This window comes from Specibacter sp. BI4, assembly GCF_056680095.1.
This window is the reverse complement of sequence record NZ_CM155265.1, coordinates 2,695,353-2,712,667: the sequence shown is the minus strand read 5'-3', so window position 1 is coordinate 2,712,667 and position 17,315 is coordinate 2,695,353. Positions and strand designations below refer to the sequence as shown.

Below are 17,315 nucleotides of genomic sequence, written 5' to 3'. Positions count from 1 at the left end.
TTTCTACATTGAAATCGACAGGTTGAGCCATGAATTCTCCGGAACAACGGAAGCTCGCTCTTTTCCCAGGACTGCTTATTTTGGCCTTAGCCGTGACGTTCTTCCTGATTCCTACATGGCTTTCAACAGACTTTCGCGACCGATGGCAGTGGATCATCGTCACCATCCAAGTCCTCCTTACGGTGGCGCTGGTGGTCAACCTCGTGTTGTTCGTGCGAAAGCAGCGGGATGATTATTGGCGCGAACGAGGCAAGGACCCCAAGCATCCCGAACTATAGGGCTCTGAGAATGTCAATCTGATTTGAGCCCAGTTTGGCGGTAAATCGCAGTGTCATTGGGACCCATGTTAAACGGGGTCCGGTGAGAGCCCGGCTGAACCACCGGCGGTATTCTGGTGGGAAGAAGGCTTAGTTTCACCGTTCTAGCTGTTCCGGCTCAAAGGAGATGCAGAGATGGTTGAGCGTCAAATGGTGACTGTTCCCGATCTTGTCGGGCAGCCTGTGGATATTGCAGAAGAAATGGCGGCGAACATCGGGCTTGTTCTCGCAACCGGGGACCCTGACGGGCAGGGGCTCCATTCGCGTACGTGGCCGGGGCTGTTCTGGGTGACCACCCAGGATCCTTCCCCGGGGTCGGTCCTTGATCGGTGGAGCGACATCCGGATTACTTTCGTCCAGGACGGTCAAGCCCGAAGTGACGTGCCGGCGCCCAAGAGCGGGCCGACACCCACACTTGAGGTGCATGCAGATCCGGAGAAGGACGACTGAGAGCGGTTCGAGAGACCTTCTTCGTCTAGCCGTGTGAGATGGTCCTTTCCTCCAGCAAGAGGCCCTGAGCGTCAGTTAGTGGGGCTGACTCCATCGAATCAGCCCCACTGACTGGCCTATTTACCCAAAGGTGAATGTGGGTCCTTGTGAGAAGCACGCTTGGCCATTATTAAGGATTGCCACCGCAGAGGAAGTGCCCCACGGAACTCCTCCGACACTACCGCCGGCGGTTAGGCCGCATTCGATACGTGAGGCAGCGCCGACCGCGACGAGATAACCAGCAATCTTCCTCGCAACGTCCGTTGAACGTTCCGCCTACGGACGCACCCGGGCTGCGCAGACGAGTACTGATATTTGTGCAGACGACTTCTGAATATGGCAGAAACTTGCCGGGTGCGACTGTTGGTTGAATATGGCGGTCTATTCACAGTTGAATTTGGCGGTTTCGTGTGCCGCGACGGGCGGAGAACTAGGTTTTCTCGACCGGGCCGCCCAGGACTTGGTAGTCGGAAAGGGACTGTTGTTCTCACCGACCCCCGTCATCTCTCGAGACATCCCACCCCAATCAGAGTCGCTGTTGGCAGCAAATTCCATTCCGAAGATGTGGATCACTCCCGCCCGTGAGGAATGGCGACTTTGACACTGACGAACCAGCGCACCTCAGACACTGGCCGGAAACTTCGCTTGTTTGACACCGATTTTCATGCGCGTACTTCGGCTCCGATCCTATCCTTGAGTTGTTGCTTGTCCCATCCGCTGAAGGAGAACTCGAATGTCCCGCATCGTTTCTACCGGCCTGACCAAAGTCGGACTCTTACTCAGCTACAAAGTCGCCCGCGATACAGACAGCTGGCAAGCAGGTGGCGCCATTTTGGCAGTTTGCGGCCTGGCCGCCTTCACGGTCTGGAAGAACGACGCAGGCTCGGCAAGGGCTGTCGCCCTCACCGGCACCTACATCGCGGCCTTCGGCGCTTCCCGCCCCCTAGCCAAGAAGGTTGGGGAGGGGCCGTCAATATTAACCGTCACCGGGGTCATGACGATAATCTCTATGGTCTTTGGAAAGCACCACAAGGCGGCATAGATTTTGCGGTCTTGGCCCCACCTGGGTCACTTCCATGGAAGTGAGCCATTGCCCCGTCAATGAGACCTGCCGGGATTCTGTGACGGCTTGCTTCTTTTGGTGGCATTCTTGCACTTTCACATGGTGGTTTCGATAGGAGGATGATTCGTAGCGGCCTCCGCGGTTGCTGGCACCTCGATGTACCAAAGGTGTGTGGATTTCAACGGTAAAGGTGTATGGTTTCTGCGTCTGATGGGACGGTAGCTGTGTCCGTACGGGTCACGCACGTGGACGTGTTCCAGATGGTCCAGGCCAGCCAGCTTGGATTCGATGTCCTTCCATGGCAGCTCGTCCGACCATCTGGCGTCGATAGACACTCGCCACGTATTCAACCCCGGGCCAGCCCCTTGCTCCAGGGCAAGGACTTCAAATAGGGAGACAATCAGGGTTTCTAGGGTTTCCGGATAGAACCGGCGGATTCTGTGCTGGCCCGCGTGGACATGCTGGTCCTCCACCCACGCCTGCCAGAGCCAGGCCAATTCAACCTGCCCAAGCGCCCGGCTCAGGACTATCCCCCGGTCGCGATCCAGGATCAGGCTGTAGAAGGTGCCGGCCCGATCGATGATGCACGTGGCCTCCGCGGCATATTCCAAGGCGGCTAAAAGATTGCCTGACGAGCCGTGGTAGGTAAACGCTCCGCTGTCGTCAATGGCTACATAATCCCGGTCCTTGCCAACATCCTCGACGGGCCCGCCCGTGGCCGGTGGCTCCATCGTGTCCATAATCGCCGATACTTCCGCCGGGCCCATCCGTGTCCACGGTGGACGCGTTGCCCGTACTTCCAGAACACCACGAGTAGGACCGGCCGGTGGCCGTCTTGATGGATTCTATATGCGCAGAAGCCGAAAATTGCCGAATTCTTAACCCCTCATGCGGCTCACAAGGCTGTGATTGCAAGCTTCCGTCCGCGGCGACGTCACTGTTTCGGCTGGCCGTTCTAACTGATCCAGATCAGCGCGAGTACCTGCTCTGGGTCCATCGTCTCAGTTACCTTGTCGAAGAGCTGCTGTGCCCCGGTGGATATTTTGGAGGTCTTCGGCGATCACGTCTTCGCAGCCGCAATGATCGACCGAACCGTCCACCACACCGACGTCATCACACTCAACGGACCCAGATACCGACTCAAAGACCACCAAATCGAATGGCTACCCTCAGCAAGACCAGAGAAGACGGCAGAATAATCCCATCAACGTGGCGTAATTTCACCCCACAAAACGGCTCCATATTCGACCCGCGCCGACACGATTGACACTAGCGGTCCCACTGGGGGCTCCGGCTGCGGGCGCTTCGATGTCAGACTGAGGCCATGAACATACAGGACTGGTGGCCACTACTTGACTCATCAACGCAGCAATGTTTGATCAACAACAACGGTGACATCGTGCCGCTAACCATTCTGTTTCAGATCACGGCTGTGACAGGCCAACCCACGCCTGACGGTTCCTGGGTTGGCGGCAATGGGAACGACGGATTTTCCCTCTCAGATGAGGCAATCGACTGGATAGAGCAAACAGCGAACAATGAGGATTCTGAAAGGGAATAGCCGACCCGCTTCGGACCAACAATTGCTTGGCCGCAAACGGGCACACGGTCCCATAGGAGGTTCGGCTTGCGGGCACCAGGGGGGACATTCAGCGTTGCGAAAAAGCCGCCATTTATCGCTACGATCCACACTGAACGCGCGAGCAACCGTCATCCTTCAGTTCAACACGTCGATGAAGGTCATATACTCGAACTACTACCGTTGATGAAAGGCGAGCGTATGTCCGAGTGGGTGCGCATAGAGGCCAGATCAAAACGCACCGACGTGTGGCTCACCGTCTGCGGACAAGGTAAGCCGAAGATCACCGGAGATCCCTGGTACATGCCCGACGGTGTCACCAGTGTCTACCCGTTCATCGAGGACTGGCGTCCTGAAGAACTTCCCTTCCCCGTATGGCTTGCTCCCTACAACGGAGGCAAGAAGTACGGTGACCTGCTGTGGACCGGTGGGATAGCGTTGAAGATTGCCTCCACTCGTTTCATCGAGGCACTTCGCGCCGCTGAGGTCACCGGTTACCGAACCTTCGACGTCGAGGTTCGAGACCACGCAGGCTCGCCTCTCGAGGGATACACCGGCTTCGCGACCGATCCGTCCCCGGGGTCTGACATCCAGAACCTCTACGGCCAGACATATCAGAACTCTGCTTTCATCGCCACACAGCGTGTCGTCAAGGCATTGCACGATCACGGAGCTGACCAGCTGGAGATCAGCCCCTACACCCCCGACTGACGTCGAACCCCTCGCGCAGAGAACGAATCGCGCGACCACAACCTGATGTCGGAACACACCAGTCTCAGGCGCCGCGGCCACAAGAGTACGAGACTTTCGAATCCGTTAGAGACTTGTGCCGATCGGCGCGAAATTAGCGATGCTGGATCTTGAAAGATTGGCTGTGACAACGAGTAGTTTTCGGGTCCATTAGTCGGTTCGAAACAATTCTGGCGAAGGTTGTCCCGCTAGAGGTTCGACATACGGGCGGTACATTGCGACTCATTGCCAAGGGTAGGCGAGCGGATTCAGGACCATGCAGTGACCTTGATAGGTTGGTGACAACTCCGCCACCCCGAAAGGTTCCCATGCCGCACCCTCCCTCGATAACCCTGCGCCCATTCCACGAAGCTGACACGGCATTCTTCACCGGCATGGCCTCTGACGAACGGGTGACCAGCTTTATCGGCGACGGCCAGCCGTGGGACGAACATACCATTCAGGAACGCATTCATGCGGCACTGCAGGAAGACCCGCTCGACAGCGTTGGTGCCTCGCGTTGGTTTCTGGCCAGCGAGGCAAACGAGCCTGTCGGCATCGTGGTCTCGTCCCGCAAGGACGCGGGTATTGAAGTCGGTTATTGGGTCACCCCGGACCATTGGGGCCGCGGTATCGCCGGGGCCATGCTCGACGCCGCTCTGGCCAGCATTCCCGACATCTACGTCACCCGGGAGCTCTTCGCTCGCGTGGACCCCGCCAACGCGGTCTCGACCAAGTTACTCACCCGCCGCGGGTTCCAGCTGGACACCCATCATGAGGGGCTTGACCACTACATCCTGGTGTAGTGGTCCGGTTCCGTGGTGTCAGTCCACTAACTGGCATCACACCCACTGACGAGCGCAGCGCAACAAACCCCTATCCCACATACAGCCCCTATGATCCGGCTATTCCGCATTGCCCCTTGTCACTGGGCAACGGCTGCCACACGCCCAGACCGTATGCTGAACCGGGCCCGAAAGGAAAACAACATGCAGATCAAATCGTCAGCAATATCCAAAGACAAAGAGGAACAGCAGCGCAACGTTGTGAAGGTACCCCTGGTACAGATCGATGCGTTTGCCGATGCACTCTTCGAAGGTAACCCGGCAGCCGTCATGGCCCTGCCCGAGTGGCTGCCCGATGCTGTGCTGCAGCAGGCGGCGACGGAGAACAATCTCTCGGAGACGGCATTCTTGGTCAAGGACCTGCCCGCAGGAATCCAGGCTCTGAACTCGGCCCACCCGTCGTACCATCTGCGCTGGTTCACTCCAGCCGTCGAAGTGGACCTGTGCGGGCACGCGACCATGGCCGCAGCTTCCTACCTTTTTGACGACGTCCATCCCCAGGCCGAGAAGCTGCAGTTCTACACCCGCAGCGGCTGGCTCGTGGTGACCCGTCCGGCCGAGGGTCAATACACCATGGACTTCCCCTCCGAAGTCCCCGTGCCGGTTGCCCTCGATCCCGAAATTGCCAGGGCACTTGGGGTCCCGGTGGCCGAGGCGTTGAAGGCTACTGACCACATCTACATGGTCGAAGACGCCCAAACTGTCATCGATCTGGCACCGGATCTCGCATTCCTGGCTTCATTGCCGGTGCGCGGGACCATTGTCACGGCCCCGGGCACCGGAACTGACTACGATTTCGTCTCCCGCTGGTTCGGGGCAGAGGCTGGGGTTTCTGAGGATCCCGTCACCGGGTCCGCCCACTGTCAGCTCGCTCCGCTCTGGGCTGAACGCCTCGGCAAGCAGGAGATGCTGGCGCGTCAGGCATCGGCCCGCGGCGGAACCGTGCACATCGAGTTCGCGGGGGAACGCACAATATTGACGGGGCGATGTGTCCGCTTCATGGAAGGCACTGCGTTCCTTCCATACTGAGGTAATTCCCCGGGCCGGTTTTCCTCGTAGTCGGTCAAATTCCCTGCCATTGATGTCGCGTGCTGAGCCCAGATTTGATGGCAGGGATCTTGATTCGACCGTCCCGGTGAACGTTCGGCATACCGGACGTAGGTGTTCGCGATAAGCGAGGCCGGCAACCACTGATTGAAAGACCGTCCGCCTGTCAACCGGATACGATCTTGTTCATGGATTGGGTTGCGGGAACGGTGCCGGCGTACATGGACCGGTGGGCCATCGGCCAAAGCGGGGACATGGTCATCACTCCCTCCAGCTGGCTAGTTCCAGGTCGCTGGCATGACCGAAACGTCATGCTCAAGGTCGCCCGCGTTGCCGAAGAGGCACGCGGTGGCCGCGTCCTAGCTTGGTGGGCCGGTTGTGCCGCAGCGGGGTGCATGTAGTCAACGACCAGGCCGTCCTGATGGACCTGGCCTCTGGCCAACGGGCCTTGACAGCGGTGTGCCAGGCAGGCCGCTTTGATGAGACTACTAGTATCCTCTGCGAAACCATCACCTCCCTGCACGGCGTCCCTGACAAATCGTCTGCTCCCAGTGATCTCGTGCCCTTGCCACTTTGGTTTCAAGACCTGATCGCGCCACATGCGGCAAAGCCCCATGCAGGAAAAATTGAGCGAGCGGCAACCATGGCACAAGAGCTACTGGAGGCTTCGGCCTCAGAAACACAGGTGGTTCTCCACGGGGACGTCCATCACGGCAATGTTCTCGACTTCAAAGAGCGTTGGCGTGCGATTGACCCCAAAGGTTTGTTCGTCCCCCGGGCGTTCGACTACGCCAATATTTTCTGCAACCCGTCCACGGACGTGGCGTTGAAGAATTTTCACCGACGACTTGCGATCGTCAGCGAGCACTCAGGGCTCGACATCGATACGGTGAGATCATGGGTCATCGCCTGGTGCGCCCTTTCAGCCGTGTGGACCGACAAGAGCGGTGGCAAGCCATGGACGGCCCACGCCATCTTGAACACGTTTGTCTAGCACCAAGGGCCTGCACTTCAGCCGCCGAACCCCGTCCACAGGAGGTTCCCTTGTGGAATACGACTAACAGTGACAGCACAAGAGTGATGCGCTGGATGTGGAAGACATATCAAATAAGGGCAGCTGCTACAGTCTGAGCCAGAACCGTCCTCAACAGATTTTCTACTTTCGACCTTGGACTCGACAGGACTAGCTATGGACTCTCAGCAACGAAAGCCCATCAAGTGGTGGCCGTTTGGGCTTTTTCTACTTGCCTTCGGAACTGCAAACATAGTCCTGATACTGATTGAGGCTCCCACTTGGGTACGGCTAATTCCCGTCTGGATCCTGTTGACCGTTTCGGTAATTGCCCTGGCTCTGCTTCTCATTCGACGAGGTCGCAATCACCGAGACTCGGACCGCTAAAACCTGCACACGCGAACGATGGAAATTGATCAGCAAGACAGGGACTTCAACGCGAACACTGGTTCAGCCCATCCACTGACGACGTTCCCGCTTAGGGTTCCTTTGTTGAGGTTGGCGCGTAGGGACAACATCGCAAGCACGTAGGCAAAGAGACGCCCTTGGATGGCGTAAGTCGCCAAACTCCGCCTGTGCCAAAGCGAGGGCGGCGCAGCCCCGCCCAAAAAAATTGCGACATGATTTGCGGGATGGTTCGGCCCCCGTTGATTATTCATTGTGAGAGCCCTGAAAACAGGTAGTGACTACTCGTGCACTGCATCGAGGGAGCCGTCACTGTTAACAGGGACATCAAAGTGACGAATGAGGTTCAAGGAGCAAATGTAGCAATGGCACAAAATCGACCACTCACAACAAACCTTCTGACCGTTGCGGAGATAGCCGCCCAGATGCGCGTTTCAAAGATGACAGTTTACCGCCTGGTACACTCCGGTGCGCTGAACGGTATCCGGTTCGGCCGTTCCTACCGGGTACGCGAAACGGCCGTGCAGGAATATCTAAAATCCGTCAGTCCCGGACACTGATCCGCAGCTTGCCACCCTGCCCGAAGAACGCAGGTCTACCGGTGGCAAAAGAAACGGACGCATACCGGGAACAGTGAAAGACGGGTACTGGACTTGCTGCCGCTGATCGCATCTTCGTAGATCTTGTTGCATCCGGCCTTTTATAGGCACAACACCTGACCAACCACTACGACCACAACGACAATGAGCGCTAGAGGAACCAGGCGAAGCCACCACCGGCCGGACCATGGCCGCGGCCGATTGCGTGTGGCCTCTTCAGATTCTGTGATGCCTATGAAGTCGGTGATTCGGCGCCAGCGCCGCCGTTCGGTTGCCATATTGGAAAGTATTGCACTCGGCAGCCCGAGTGTGCAGCCGCTCCCCATTGTCAAAACGGCCGGCTGCCCATTTGAGCGAAGGGGCTGGGACCTCTCACATTTCACTTGAGGGATGAGATTCAAGGCCCTGCGAATTCCCAGCTATTCATCTGCGGCGTGCGCGGAGGCTACCCAGATACCGTCCCGCAGGAGATTCCCCTTACGGGACACCCGACGCCCTGAACACGAACCAAATGGACGGGCTGGGTTTTGCGGCTTGATTCATGGTTTTGGTCCGACTGTAGTGAGACGATCTTGCTGAAGTTGTCTAACTACAGTCGGACCATTTCGCTAGCCCCCGCGCTTCTCATGGTCCAACTTAGATGAGACGGGACACTTCCAGCCAATTGACGCATGGTTGCGGCGGGGCAGCGGGAGGACGCACCCTCGGATGTGGCGGCGGGTGCCTCCGACTGGCTCAGCGACGTGCCAGTTGCTCGCCGAACGACATGGTAGGTTCATGAACATGCCAGCCAGCCTGCCTGCCAGAACCTTCCGAGATGCAAGGCGCGAGAACCGCCGAGATCGAGTGCCCACAGTCAGCAGACCTGCACCCCGTCGGCGTTCTCCCCGTCACGCAGTTGCTGGACCACTTCCATGTGCCTGGTGTCAGCATCGCCGTCATGAACAACTTCCAGATCGCGTGGACGAAATCATGGGGCACAGCAGACGCGCAATCCGGAGCAGCGGCAACCGACGAAACGCTGTACCAAACAGCCTCGATCAGTAAACCGGTGGCGGCGATGGCGTCGCTGAAGGCTGCACAGATCGGGCTGTTCGATCTCGACCAGGACATCAACAGCACCTTGACTAGCTGGCAGCTGCCTCAGGGGCAGTTCCACGGAGGCGGCGCGGTAACACCCCGTATGCTCATGAGCCATACCGCGGGCCTCGGAGATGGATTTGGTTTTCCCGGGTATAAACCGAATGAGCCGCTGCCGTCATTGCTGCAGGTCCTCGACGGGCTTCCACCATCCCCTCTGGCTGCAGTGCGGCTGGTGCGGCCGCCCATGACGGCTTACCAGTATTCGGGCGGCGGCATCGAGATACAGCAGCTCGCACTCACCGACTCAGTCGGAGCACCCTTCGCACAAATCATGCATGACTGGGTCCTTCAACCGATCGGCATGACCATGAGCACCTTCGAGCAGCCCTTGCCGGCAGAACTCGAATGCCGGGCCGCCCAGGCACACGACGGCTCGGGCGCGGCGATGGACGCACGATGGCATGTGCACCCGGAGCAGGCTGCTGCCGGCTTGTGGACAACTCCACGTGACTTGGCCCGGCTCCTCATCGAAGTGCAAAAGACACTGGCGGGACGATCCTCGCTTGTTCTGGACAGAACCACGATGCGCAACATGGTCACCCCCATCGGGGTGGGCCCGTTCGCGGTCGGTTTCATGGTGTCGCAAAAGGGCGATGGTTGGTACTTCGAACACGACGGTGACAACTGGGGCTTCAAGGCCCAAGCCATTGCGCACGTCGCCAAAGGCTACGGTGCCGTGATCATGACCAACGGCGACAATGGTGGATCAGTGATGGCGGAGATCCAGAAACGAATTGCCAAAGTTTACTCCTGGGACCTTGACGACATGCCCCTGGAATCCTGACCTCGGAGCACGGCCGGGCAGGTACACGCCACCACTCCCCTGAGCTGCCACCTCCGTCAATATGACCGGTAGATGCAGTTCCCGATTCTTTTGGAGCTAATGCAGACGGTGGCCAATATCTTCCAGAACACTCAGAATCCGTGCAGAATTCAAAAGATTGCCTGCCTGAGCACCATCAGTGCCAGGGAGGCTTCGTGCCACGAGTTACCCTCGCTCTTTCGCTTGACTGAGTCATCAGCGTGAAACTATTCGGCCACACCCGCCGTGATCTTGGTGCCGGCGTCACCGTCCAGCCATCCGACATCCCCCTGCATCAGGCGAGTTCGAACTCCACCACGCTGACTACATTTTGGTCGGACAACTCTGGGTAGTGGTTGCGCAACCCGCCGCGGAACTCCTCCATGGACGTTCCCCGGGCGAGACGAGCCTGCTTCGCCGTCATCTTGTCCAGCCGGTACTGCTGAACATTCGTCACCATGCCCTCCAAGATGCGGTGCCCGGCGTCGTCCTCAAAAACGAAGATGTGCGCCCCGGGAACCACATCCTCGTCAAAACGAACCGTGGACACCTTGGTGCCATTCGCCACGGCATCGTAGTACCTCTTGTTGAACCTCAGGATTCTCCGGGAATCTGCGTCGGGCTGGAAATACGAGTAGGGCAGAAGCTTTCGGATCGGCTGCATCCGTGGGCCATTGTCTCCCGGTACGGCGACCATGATGTCCGGGTGAATGTCAAGCATCGCCTGCCGGCACCTGCCGCAAGGCGGAATGAGGCCCCGCCCGCCGTCGCCAGCGGCAGCCATGGTCATCAAAGGGCCGGCACCCGCCGTCGCCGCGAGCCCCATGACCACGAACTCTGAACATGGCCCACCAGTGAAGTGGAAGACGTTGACGGCTCGATGAATGATCCCGTTCGTATCCATCGCCGCTGCTGCAACCGTATGGTTCTCATCGGCACCGAGTGTTGCCGCCAGCTCTTCTGCAGCCTGGATAACTCGCAACTCTGATTCAAGTGGGTCCATGGCTGTATTCTGCCTCACCAGTCGGTGTTGACCGCTCCCCCACACGCCGGCCGTTTGAGTAGCAACACCCGTCCACACCTATGGTTTCCGGTCGCGGGCATCTCCGATCTGGCTCTTAGTGGGCTGGATTCACCGTCGGTGAACCTGTGGATCTCGCGAGATGAATCGACGGGACAGTTCGATCGGGAGGCACGGACCACCCCTCCCCGGGCGCGGCACAACCTCAAAGTTGCTTGACCATTTCGAGTTCGTCCTTCGTTGTGTCCCAGTTATATGGGACGCGGTGGCCGGTCGCGGCAAAACCCTGGCGTTCGTAATACCTGCGTGCGGGGGTGTTGTCGTCGTGAACATGGAGGGTGAGCCGGCCACCCTCGGTGCTCGCCCAGTCCTCGATGGTTCCCAAGAGTGCATCGGTGAGACCCGTGTTCCGACCGCGCCACTCCGGAGCGACAAACACGCCCACCAAAAGCGGCCCCGTCAGAGGATCGGGCACGTATCCGCCCATGGTTCCCACCCATTCGCCGGAACCTGATATGGCAGCTACCTGGATCCCATGGGTGGTAGTGCCGCGCTCGCCTCGCTGTCTCCATTCCGTCTCATCGACGCCCACCGCTGTTGCCAGCGTTTCTGCATACGCAGTGGGCGTATCGCGGATCATCTCCACACGGATGTCGCGGATCTGGCGCCAGTCAGACGCCGTCGTACGTCGTATCGAAAACTCCTGGGTGATCATCCACAGAATCCTATTTCATGCCAGTGCCCATCACCGACAGGTGCCGTTTTCACCACCAGCACCAACCACCACCGCCATTACGGATGCAAGTAGGCTGTTACGAAGTACGAGCTGAGTCTCGTCACAGCGTTACACGGATTGTTTGGGGGAAAATAGGGGAAGTTGGATAGTGCTGCGTCTGTCGGGACGGCCACGCTTGCGGCCGACGGCTTGGTGGCTGGTTTCGGCAGAACACCGGTATGTGCGGCGGTTTCATTCCAGCTCAGTGCCGGTGCCTCGATGGCCATCGTCGGCCCCAATGGAGCAGGAAAATCCACTGTTGCAAGAACCCTGTGCGGGCAACAGATGCCCCTGTCAGGAAGGTCGTTCTTTCAAGGTGTCCGCGTGGACGAGCGGACTGCTTCTTACAGACGCAATGTCGCCACAATCTTTGATGAAGACGCCTTTTTCCCCGGCCTCACAGTTGCTGAGCATCTGTTGATGACGGCCCACGGCCATCAGGTGCCCAGGCCCGCGACGGCGGTTGAGGCAGAGCTGGAGTTTTTTGAACTGGGCAACCATGGCGGGAGCATGCCTGATGAACTGTCTTCGGGGCAGCGCCGACGGTTCTTGTTGGCTTCGGCGCTCATCCGACCAGCCACCCTGCTGGTCCTGGACGAACCCGAGCAGAGACTCGATGTCCGCATGCGACGGGAACTCACAACCCGCCTAAACACCGCCACCGACCAAGGCACCACATTGCTCTTGATCACCCATGATCCTGCCCTGCTGACAGATGTCGCGGAACAGTGCATTGTCGTTGACGAACAAGTGCGCTTCCTGTCTCCGGATGAAGCTGCAGCAGTAATTTCAGCTTGACACCTGCAGCACCAACCTCCGCAACCCCGACCCCCACACTCACCGGCAGGAAAAACGCCTTCGATCCTGTTGTGTTCATTAGGAACGCCTTCAACAAACATCGCACCACCAGCCGCTGGGGCACCGTTGGCGATGTTTACCGGAGTCTTTTTGGCGCCGCAGTTATTCTGATGTACGCGGGCTCCCTGCTCTACGGCATACAGCAAGATCTGGTGGTCGACTCCGGCTGGTTCTTGACCCGCCCCATCGCCTCGGCACACCACTGGCAGTTGCCGGCGCCAGTGGCCATGAGCCTCCTTCTCCTTTTGGGATCCGCCTACGGATTAGTTCTCGCCTGCCGGACAGGACCTGTGGCAGCCAGCCGGGCCCAGGGATATTGGTGGCTCAGCCTGCCAACAGACCGCCGAAAACTTGCGCTTGGACCAATCACCAAAAAGCTGCTTTGGACCGGCACTGTGGCCGGGCTTTGCGTGGCTCCGTTGGCTGCGCTGTCCAGCCCGGCCCATGGCGTTGCATCCGTAATCCTGGCCTGCCTTACAGCCGTTTTCTTGGGTGCGCTGATCATTGCTTCGGCCGTCGCAATACAAATTTCCGGCAGACAACGCATCGTCGAGGGCTGTGCACGGGCACTATCCGGCATCATTTTGCTGACATTGCTCCTGCCTGCGGTGATGCCACGAAGTGATGAGTTCTTGGCTGCCCTCTCATCCGTCCTGCTGGTGCTTCCTTCAAGTTGGCCGCTGCTCGTCGCCCACGGGAGCATTTGGCCGTTGCTTGCCACGTTCGGAATGGCAGTTCTTGGATGCGGCTGGGCCTATGCGGGCCTGGGCAGGTTGTATCGGGCAGATCTGGTGGCTGCCGGCGGGATTACAGGGCATGCCAGCAGTGCCTTGTACTTTGCTGATTTTCGCGAGCTTGGCCAGGCCCTGCGGATCGACTCCGGCGGGCGAAAGAGACGCAGTATCACCACCCCGGTGCCTAAATCTGCTGCCGGTGTCCTCATCTTCGCCGACGTGTTGGCCTTCATGCGTAAATCCCAGACCGTGGGAACGCTTGTTGGACTGGGTATGCTTCCCGGCGCAGCCACCCTCATCGAGGGCCTTGGCAGCGCCATCATCGTTGTCGCAGTGTTGTTCTTAACCGGCTGGGGAGCTTCCGTTACGTCCTCCACCATTGCCCAGCAATACGCCGACCGGCCGGCATTGGACCGCTTGCTTCCCTATGGGTGCCTCGGCTCAGCTTCGCCTGCATGCAGTGGTGCCCGTTCTCGCAACCATTGCCTGGAGTGCTCTCGGCTTTGGCTTGTTGGCACTTTTGGGCGCAGGCAGCGAAGGTTTCAGCACATCTGCACTTCTGGGGATGGGGATGCTCTCAGGCGTCGGTCTTGCAGGGGCAGCGATGCGAATGGCATACCGTCCGGCACCTGATTGGGCAAGTGTTGAGGGAACCATTGAAAGCTGCACGAGAGGGCCTGACTTCGTCTTCCTGGCCATGCTGCCGACCTTGCTGGCACTACTGACAGGCACCCTCACCGTGTGGCTGCTGGTGCTGCAAATTGTGACTTCCGTGTTTTGTCTCTGGTTTGGCACCAGGAGGCCCTGACCGACCCCGCCACACGACCGCACAGCAGAACTCACCACCCAGTGCCCGTAATATCTGAATGGAACGTTCAAGAATAGAGCAAGGGAGCCCCATGAACGCGTTGCCAGAATTTGCTTCACCCACCGACGTCGCCGACCAAGTCGCCCGATCGCAGGTCTTCTCCCCCGACATTCGTCCGCTATGGACCGGGGCCAAACTCAGCGGGCCCGCCTACACTGTCCGGTGTGCCCCCGGCGACAACTTGATGCTCCATTCGGCCATCCACCGGGCACCAGCCGGGTCCGTCATCGTGGTCGACGGCGGAGACGCCTCCCACGCTGTCGCCGGCGGAAACGTCTGTGCAGTAGCGCACCGGCGCGGAATTGCCGGGTTTGTGGTTGACGGTGCCATCCGCGATGTCGCCGAGATACGTGAGCTGGGCTTCCCCGTCTTTGCCCGTGCCGTGGTGCCCAAACCGGGGCTGAAAGCTGTTCCCCTCCCCCTCCAGCAGCCTGTGCATTGCGGCGGCGTGCTGGTTAATCCCGGTGACTTCATCGTCGCGGACGAGGAAGGCATCGTTGCCGTTCCGGCACAGGACGTCGATGCCGTGATGGCGGCAGTGGCGAAGAAGTCCATGGCGGAGCAGGCCCAATCGCTCGACGACTGGGAAGCCGAACACGAGCAGAAGATCGACTCGATTCTTCGGGCGGCCGAAGTGGATTCGTAACCATTCGGCACCGTCCACGATCCAGGGCCGCCACTATATTTGACTTGTGAACACTACGTGGGAGTCCGGCGGGGTCGGTGTGCTGCGTCTGCCCTCCGGCAGATTGCTGCGCGGCCGCAGCCTCCGCCAACCGATGCCGCCGGGCGCTGTCCCCACCTTCACGGTCCACCTTCTGGGACGCAGACCTGCCCCGGTCGAAGGGGAATCCCGCTGGGTGCGCTGGCCCGATTTTCGCCTGCCCGAGGACCGCGGCGATGCAAGGGACGCCCTGCGTGAAGCCTGGCTGCGCTCGGAGACGGAGCGGGTGGAGGTCGCCTGCCGCGGAGGACTCGGGCGAACAGGAACCGCACTGGCGTGCATCGCCGTGCTCGACGGCGTGCCGGCTGACCTGGCAGTGACGCTCGTTCGCGAGCACTACCATCCCCGCGCGGTGGAGACGCCATGGCAACGACGGTATGTCGAACGCTTCACCGCAGATTGACTTGGCGGATTGACTTGGCGGATTGTTTCAGTGGGGTGGAGGCCATTCCGGGGTGCATGACCTCCAAGCCACGGTGAATGCCAATCGGAGGCATTGAACCAACCGCGGCCCCACCTCGTTTACCGGACGAAGGGCTCGGCAGTCACATCCGCGGCCGCCGGGACGGGCAGCGCAGCAGGGAATCAGGTGAGGGCGGGCATGACCATCCCCCGAGGCTTTTTGGACGTCGCATTGCGCCTCCTGGTGGCGGCCGCCCTGGCTATCGATGCAATCGTTCACCTGCAGCTCGCTTCCTACTACCAAATCGCGGCCCCGGGCGGCATCGGCCAGGGCAACCTCTTTCGGATTGAGGCCGGCGCCGCCATCCTTGCCGGCCTGTACGTGCTGATCCGTGGCAGCCGGCCGGCCTACGCCGCCGCCTTCATCGTTGCCGCCGGCGGGCTCGCGGCAGTCCTTCTCTACCGCTACATCAACGTTCCCGCGTTTGGCCCGTTCCCTGCCATGTACGAGCCCGTGTGGTTCTTTCAAAAGTCTCTCAGTGCAGTTGCGGAGGGCGCAGGCGCGGTGTTGGCCTCCGTCGGACTTTTCAGGCCCCGCCACTGATAGCAAGCCCTAGCCAGAGTGAACCAACCGGGCCCATACTGCGTATAAGCGTCAGGAGGTGGGAATGCGTCAGGACGAGCAGCAGGCATTGCGGGAGTTGCACGGCGACTATGCCCAGCTGCTCTGGCGGTTCGTGATGCGGCTGGTCCATGACCGGGCGCAGGCGCAGGACGTGGTGCAGGAGACCCTGCTGCGGGCGTGGCAGCACCCCGAGGTTTTGGCTCGGGAACCGTCAGCGCTGCGTGCCTGGCTGTTCACGGTGGCCCGGAACTTGGTCATCGATGATTGGCGCAGCGCCCGGCACCGGCACGAGTTCGGCATGGACCAGCTGCCCGAGGTTCCCGGCGACGACCAGACCGAGAGGGTCCTTGATGCCTGGCTGGTGGGCGATGCCCTGGAGACACTCAGCCCGGAGCACCGCGAGGTGATTCGGCAGGCCTATTACGGGGGCCGGGACACGGCGTCGATCGCGACGGAGCTGGACATCCCGGAGGGAACGGTCAAATCCCGGCTGCATTATGGCCTGCGGGCGCTGCGGCTGGCGTTGCAAGAGAGAGGGGTGAGCGGGCGATGAATGCCTCCGACCCGTATGCCCTGTGGGATGCAGCCTACGTGCTTGGCTCCCTGTCCGCGGCCGGCCGGCGCGAATTTGAGGAGCACCTTTCCGGCTGTTCATCCTGCCGGCGCAGCGTTGCCGAGCTGTCGGGACTGCCCGGCCTGCTCGCACTGACGCATGCGGAAAACGCCGCCGCTGCCCCAGCCGCAACCCCCGCGACAGCAACCGGACCCGCGCCGCTCTATGCCGGGCTGGCCGCAAAAGTCGCTGCCCGCCGTCGTCGGGTTGTCCTGGCTGCCGCAGCTGCCGCCCTTGCCTTGGCAGGTACGACGGCGGCCATCACCACCGCGGTCGGCCCCGGCACCGCTCCCCCACCGTTGGCGGTCAGCAGTGCCTCCTCAAGCGTCCCGCTCACCTTCTCCGGCACGTCCCCGCGCGGCATGACGGCCACGGGAACTCTGGCCAGTTTTCCGTGGGGCACACAGATCAACTGGCACTGCACCTACACAGCCTCGCTGTACGCGGGCGAACCGGCGGGCCAGGAATATGTCATGGTCATGGTCTCCACGGCCGGTGCGGAAACCACTCTGGCCAGTTGGACAGCGGGCCCGGGCAGCGACGTCTCGCCGGCGGCGGCCACCGGCAGCCCGGCACATTCCATCGCCCGGCTGGACATCCGGGACAGCACGGGGGCCACGCTCCTCAGCGCGGCCCCGTGATTCCTGCCTGTCTTCAGCCCGAAT

General features: G+C 60.2%; 21 protein-coding genes. 18 read left to right on the top strand and 3 right to left on the bottom strand.

The annotated features are described in order from the left end of the window. The first annotated feature begins 29 nt into the window (after positions 1-29). From AC1L6K_RS12500 to AC1L6K_RS12490, 3 genes are all read left to right on the top strand, one after another. Positions 30-278, top strand: a complete 249-nt coding sequence (locus AC1L6K_RS12500; protein WP_480949193.1) for a hypothetical protein — start codon at positions 30-32, stop codon at positions 276-278. 174 nt (positions 279-452) lie between these two features. Continuing rightward, a complete protein-coding gene (locus AC1L6K_RS12495; RefSeq protein WP_480949192.1) occupies positions 453-767 on the top strand; it encodes a PASTA domain-containing protein in 315 nt (104 codons plus the stop codon). 772 nt (positions 768-1,539) lie between these two features. Continuing rightward, complete coding sequence (locus tag AC1L6K_RS12490) at positions 1,540-1,848, top strand: hypothetical protein (RefSeq protein WP_480949191.1); 309 nt, start codon at positions 1,540-1,542, stop codon at positions 1,846-1,848. Positions 1,849-1,964: 116 nt separating this feature from the next. Here AC1L6K_RS12490 and AC1L6K_RS12485 read toward each other — a convergent pair whose 3' ends face one another. After that, a complete protein-coding gene (locus tag AC1L6K_RS12485; protein WP_480949190.1) occupies positions 1,965-2,609 on the bottom strand; it encodes a hypothetical protein in 645 nt (214 codons plus the stop codon). Between the two features lie 294 nt (positions 2,610-2,903). Here AC1L6K_RS12485 and AC1L6K_RS12480 point away from each other — a divergent pair, with 294 nt between their 5' ends. From AC1L6K_RS12480 to AC1L6K_RS12445, 8 genes are all read left to right on the top strand, one after another. Further along, complete coding sequence (locus AC1L6K_RS12480; RefSeq protein ID WP_480949189.1) at positions 2,904-3,068, top strand: ATP-binding protein; 165 nt, start codon at positions 2,904-2,906, stop codon at positions 3,066-3,068. 125 nt (positions 3,069-3,193) lie between these two features. Further along, a complete protein-coding gene (locus AC1L6K_RS12475; protein ID WP_480949188.1) occupies positions 3,194-3,430 on the top strand; it encodes a hypothetical protein in 237 nt (78 codons plus the stop codon). 219 nt (positions 3,431-3,649) lie between these two features. Next, positions 3,650-4,159 carry a hypothetical protein gene (locus AC1L6K_RS12470; RefSeq protein ID WP_480949187.1) on the top strand — a complete coding sequence of 170 codons (510 nt, stop codon included), beginning with the start codon at positions 3,650-3,652 and terminating at the stop codon, positions 4,157-4,159. Between the two features lie 347 nt (positions 4,160-4,506). Continuing rightward, positions 4,507-4,983, top strand: coding sequence for a GNAT family N-acetyltransferase (locus AC1L6K_RS12465; protein ID WP_480949186.1), 477 nt, complete (start codon positions 4,507-4,509; stop codon positions 4,981-4,983). 183 nt (positions 4,984-5,166) lie between these two features. Then, complete coding sequence (locus AC1L6K_RS12460) at positions 5,167-6,051, top strand: PhzF family phenazine biosynthesis protein (protein ID WP_480949185.1); 885 nt, start codon at positions 5,167-5,169, stop codon at positions 6,049-6,051. 385 nt (positions 6,052-6,436) lie between these two features. Next, positions 6,437-7,063 carry an aminoglycoside phosphotransferase family protein gene (locus AC1L6K_RS12455; protein WP_480952763.1) on the top strand — a complete coding sequence of 209 codons (627 nt, stop codon included), beginning with the start codon at positions 6,437-6,439 and terminating at the stop codon, positions 7,061-7,063. Between the two features lie 788 nt (positions 7,064-7,851). Continuing rightward, positions 7,852-8,046, top strand: coding sequence for a helix-turn-helix domain-containing protein (locus tag AC1L6K_RS12450; RefSeq protein WP_480952762.1), 195 nt, complete (start codon positions 7,852-7,854; stop codon positions 8,044-8,046). Between the two features lie 856 nt (positions 8,047-8,902). After that, positions 8,903-10,012 (top strand): serine hydrolase domain-containing protein, encoded by a 1,110-nt coding sequence (locus tag AC1L6K_RS12445; protein WP_480949184.1) that lies wholly within the window; start codon positions 8,903-8,905, stop codon positions 10,010-10,012. Positions 10,013-10,325: 313 nt separating this feature from the next. Here AC1L6K_RS12445 and AC1L6K_RS12440 read toward each other — a convergent pair whose 3' ends face one another. Beyond that, on the bottom strand, positions 10,326-11,033 hold the full coding sequence (locus tag AC1L6K_RS12440) for an ASCH domain-containing protein (RefSeq protein WP_480949183.1): 708 nt from the start codon (positions 11,031-11,033) through the stop codon (positions 10,326-10,328). A gap of 223 nt (positions 11,034-11,256) precedes the next feature. After that, a complete protein-coding gene (locus tag AC1L6K_RS12435; RefSeq protein ID WP_480949182.1) occupies positions 11,257-11,766 on the bottom strand; it encodes a GNAT family N-acetyltransferase in 510 nt (169 codons plus the stop codon). 213 nt (positions 11,767-11,979) lie between these two features. Between AC1L6K_RS12435 and AC1L6K_RS12430 the strand changes: the two genes are divergently transcribed. The 7 genes from AC1L6K_RS12430 (at position 11,980) to AC1L6K_RS12400 (ending at position 17,291) form a co-directional block, all read left to right on the top strand. Beyond that, complete coding sequence (locus tag AC1L6K_RS12430; RefSeq protein WP_480952761.1) at positions 11,980-12,624, top strand: ABC transporter ATP-binding protein; 645 nt, start codon at positions 11,980-11,982, stop codon at positions 12,622-12,624. Continuing rightward, positions 12,621-14,051, top strand: coding sequence for a DUF6297 family protein (locus tag AC1L6K_RS12425; protein ID WP_480949181.1), 1,431 nt, complete (start codon positions 12,621-12,623; stop codon positions 14,049-14,051). The genes AC1L6K_RS12430 and AC1L6K_RS12425 overlap by 4 nt, the downstream gene beginning before the upstream one ends. 266 nt (positions 14,052-14,317) lie before the next feature. Continuing rightward, entirely contained in the window at positions 14,318-14,932 is a 615-nt protein-coding gene (locus AC1L6K_RS12420) for an RraA family protein (RefSeq protein ID WP_480949180.1), read from the top strand. 46 nt (positions 14,933-14,978) lie between these two features. Next, positions 14,979-15,413 carry a protein-tyrosine phosphatase family protein gene (locus tag AC1L6K_RS12415; protein WP_480949179.1) on the top strand — a complete coding sequence of 145 codons (435 nt, stop codon included), beginning with the start codon at positions 14,979-14,981 and terminating at the stop codon, positions 15,411-15,413. A gap of 198 nt (positions 15,414-15,611) precedes the next feature. Beyond that, complete coding sequence (locus tag AC1L6K_RS12410; RefSeq protein WP_480949178.1) at positions 15,612-16,016, top strand: hypothetical protein; 405 nt, start codon at positions 15,612-15,614, stop codon at positions 16,014-16,016. A gap of 64 nt (positions 16,017-16,080) precedes the next feature. Next, positions 16,081-16,590 (top strand): sigma-70 family RNA polymerase sigma factor, encoded by a 510-nt coding sequence (locus tag AC1L6K_RS12405; protein WP_480949177.1) that lies wholly within the window; start codon positions 16,081-16,083, stop codon positions 16,588-16,590. After that, positions 16,587-17,291, top strand: a complete 705-nt coding sequence (locus AC1L6K_RS12400) for an anti-sigma factor family protein (RefSeq protein ID WP_480949176.1) — start codon at positions 16,587-16,589, stop codon at positions 17,289-17,291. The genes AC1L6K_RS12405 and AC1L6K_RS12400 overlap by 4 nt, the downstream gene beginning before the upstream one ends. Positions 17,292-17,315 lie beyond the last annotated feature (24 nt).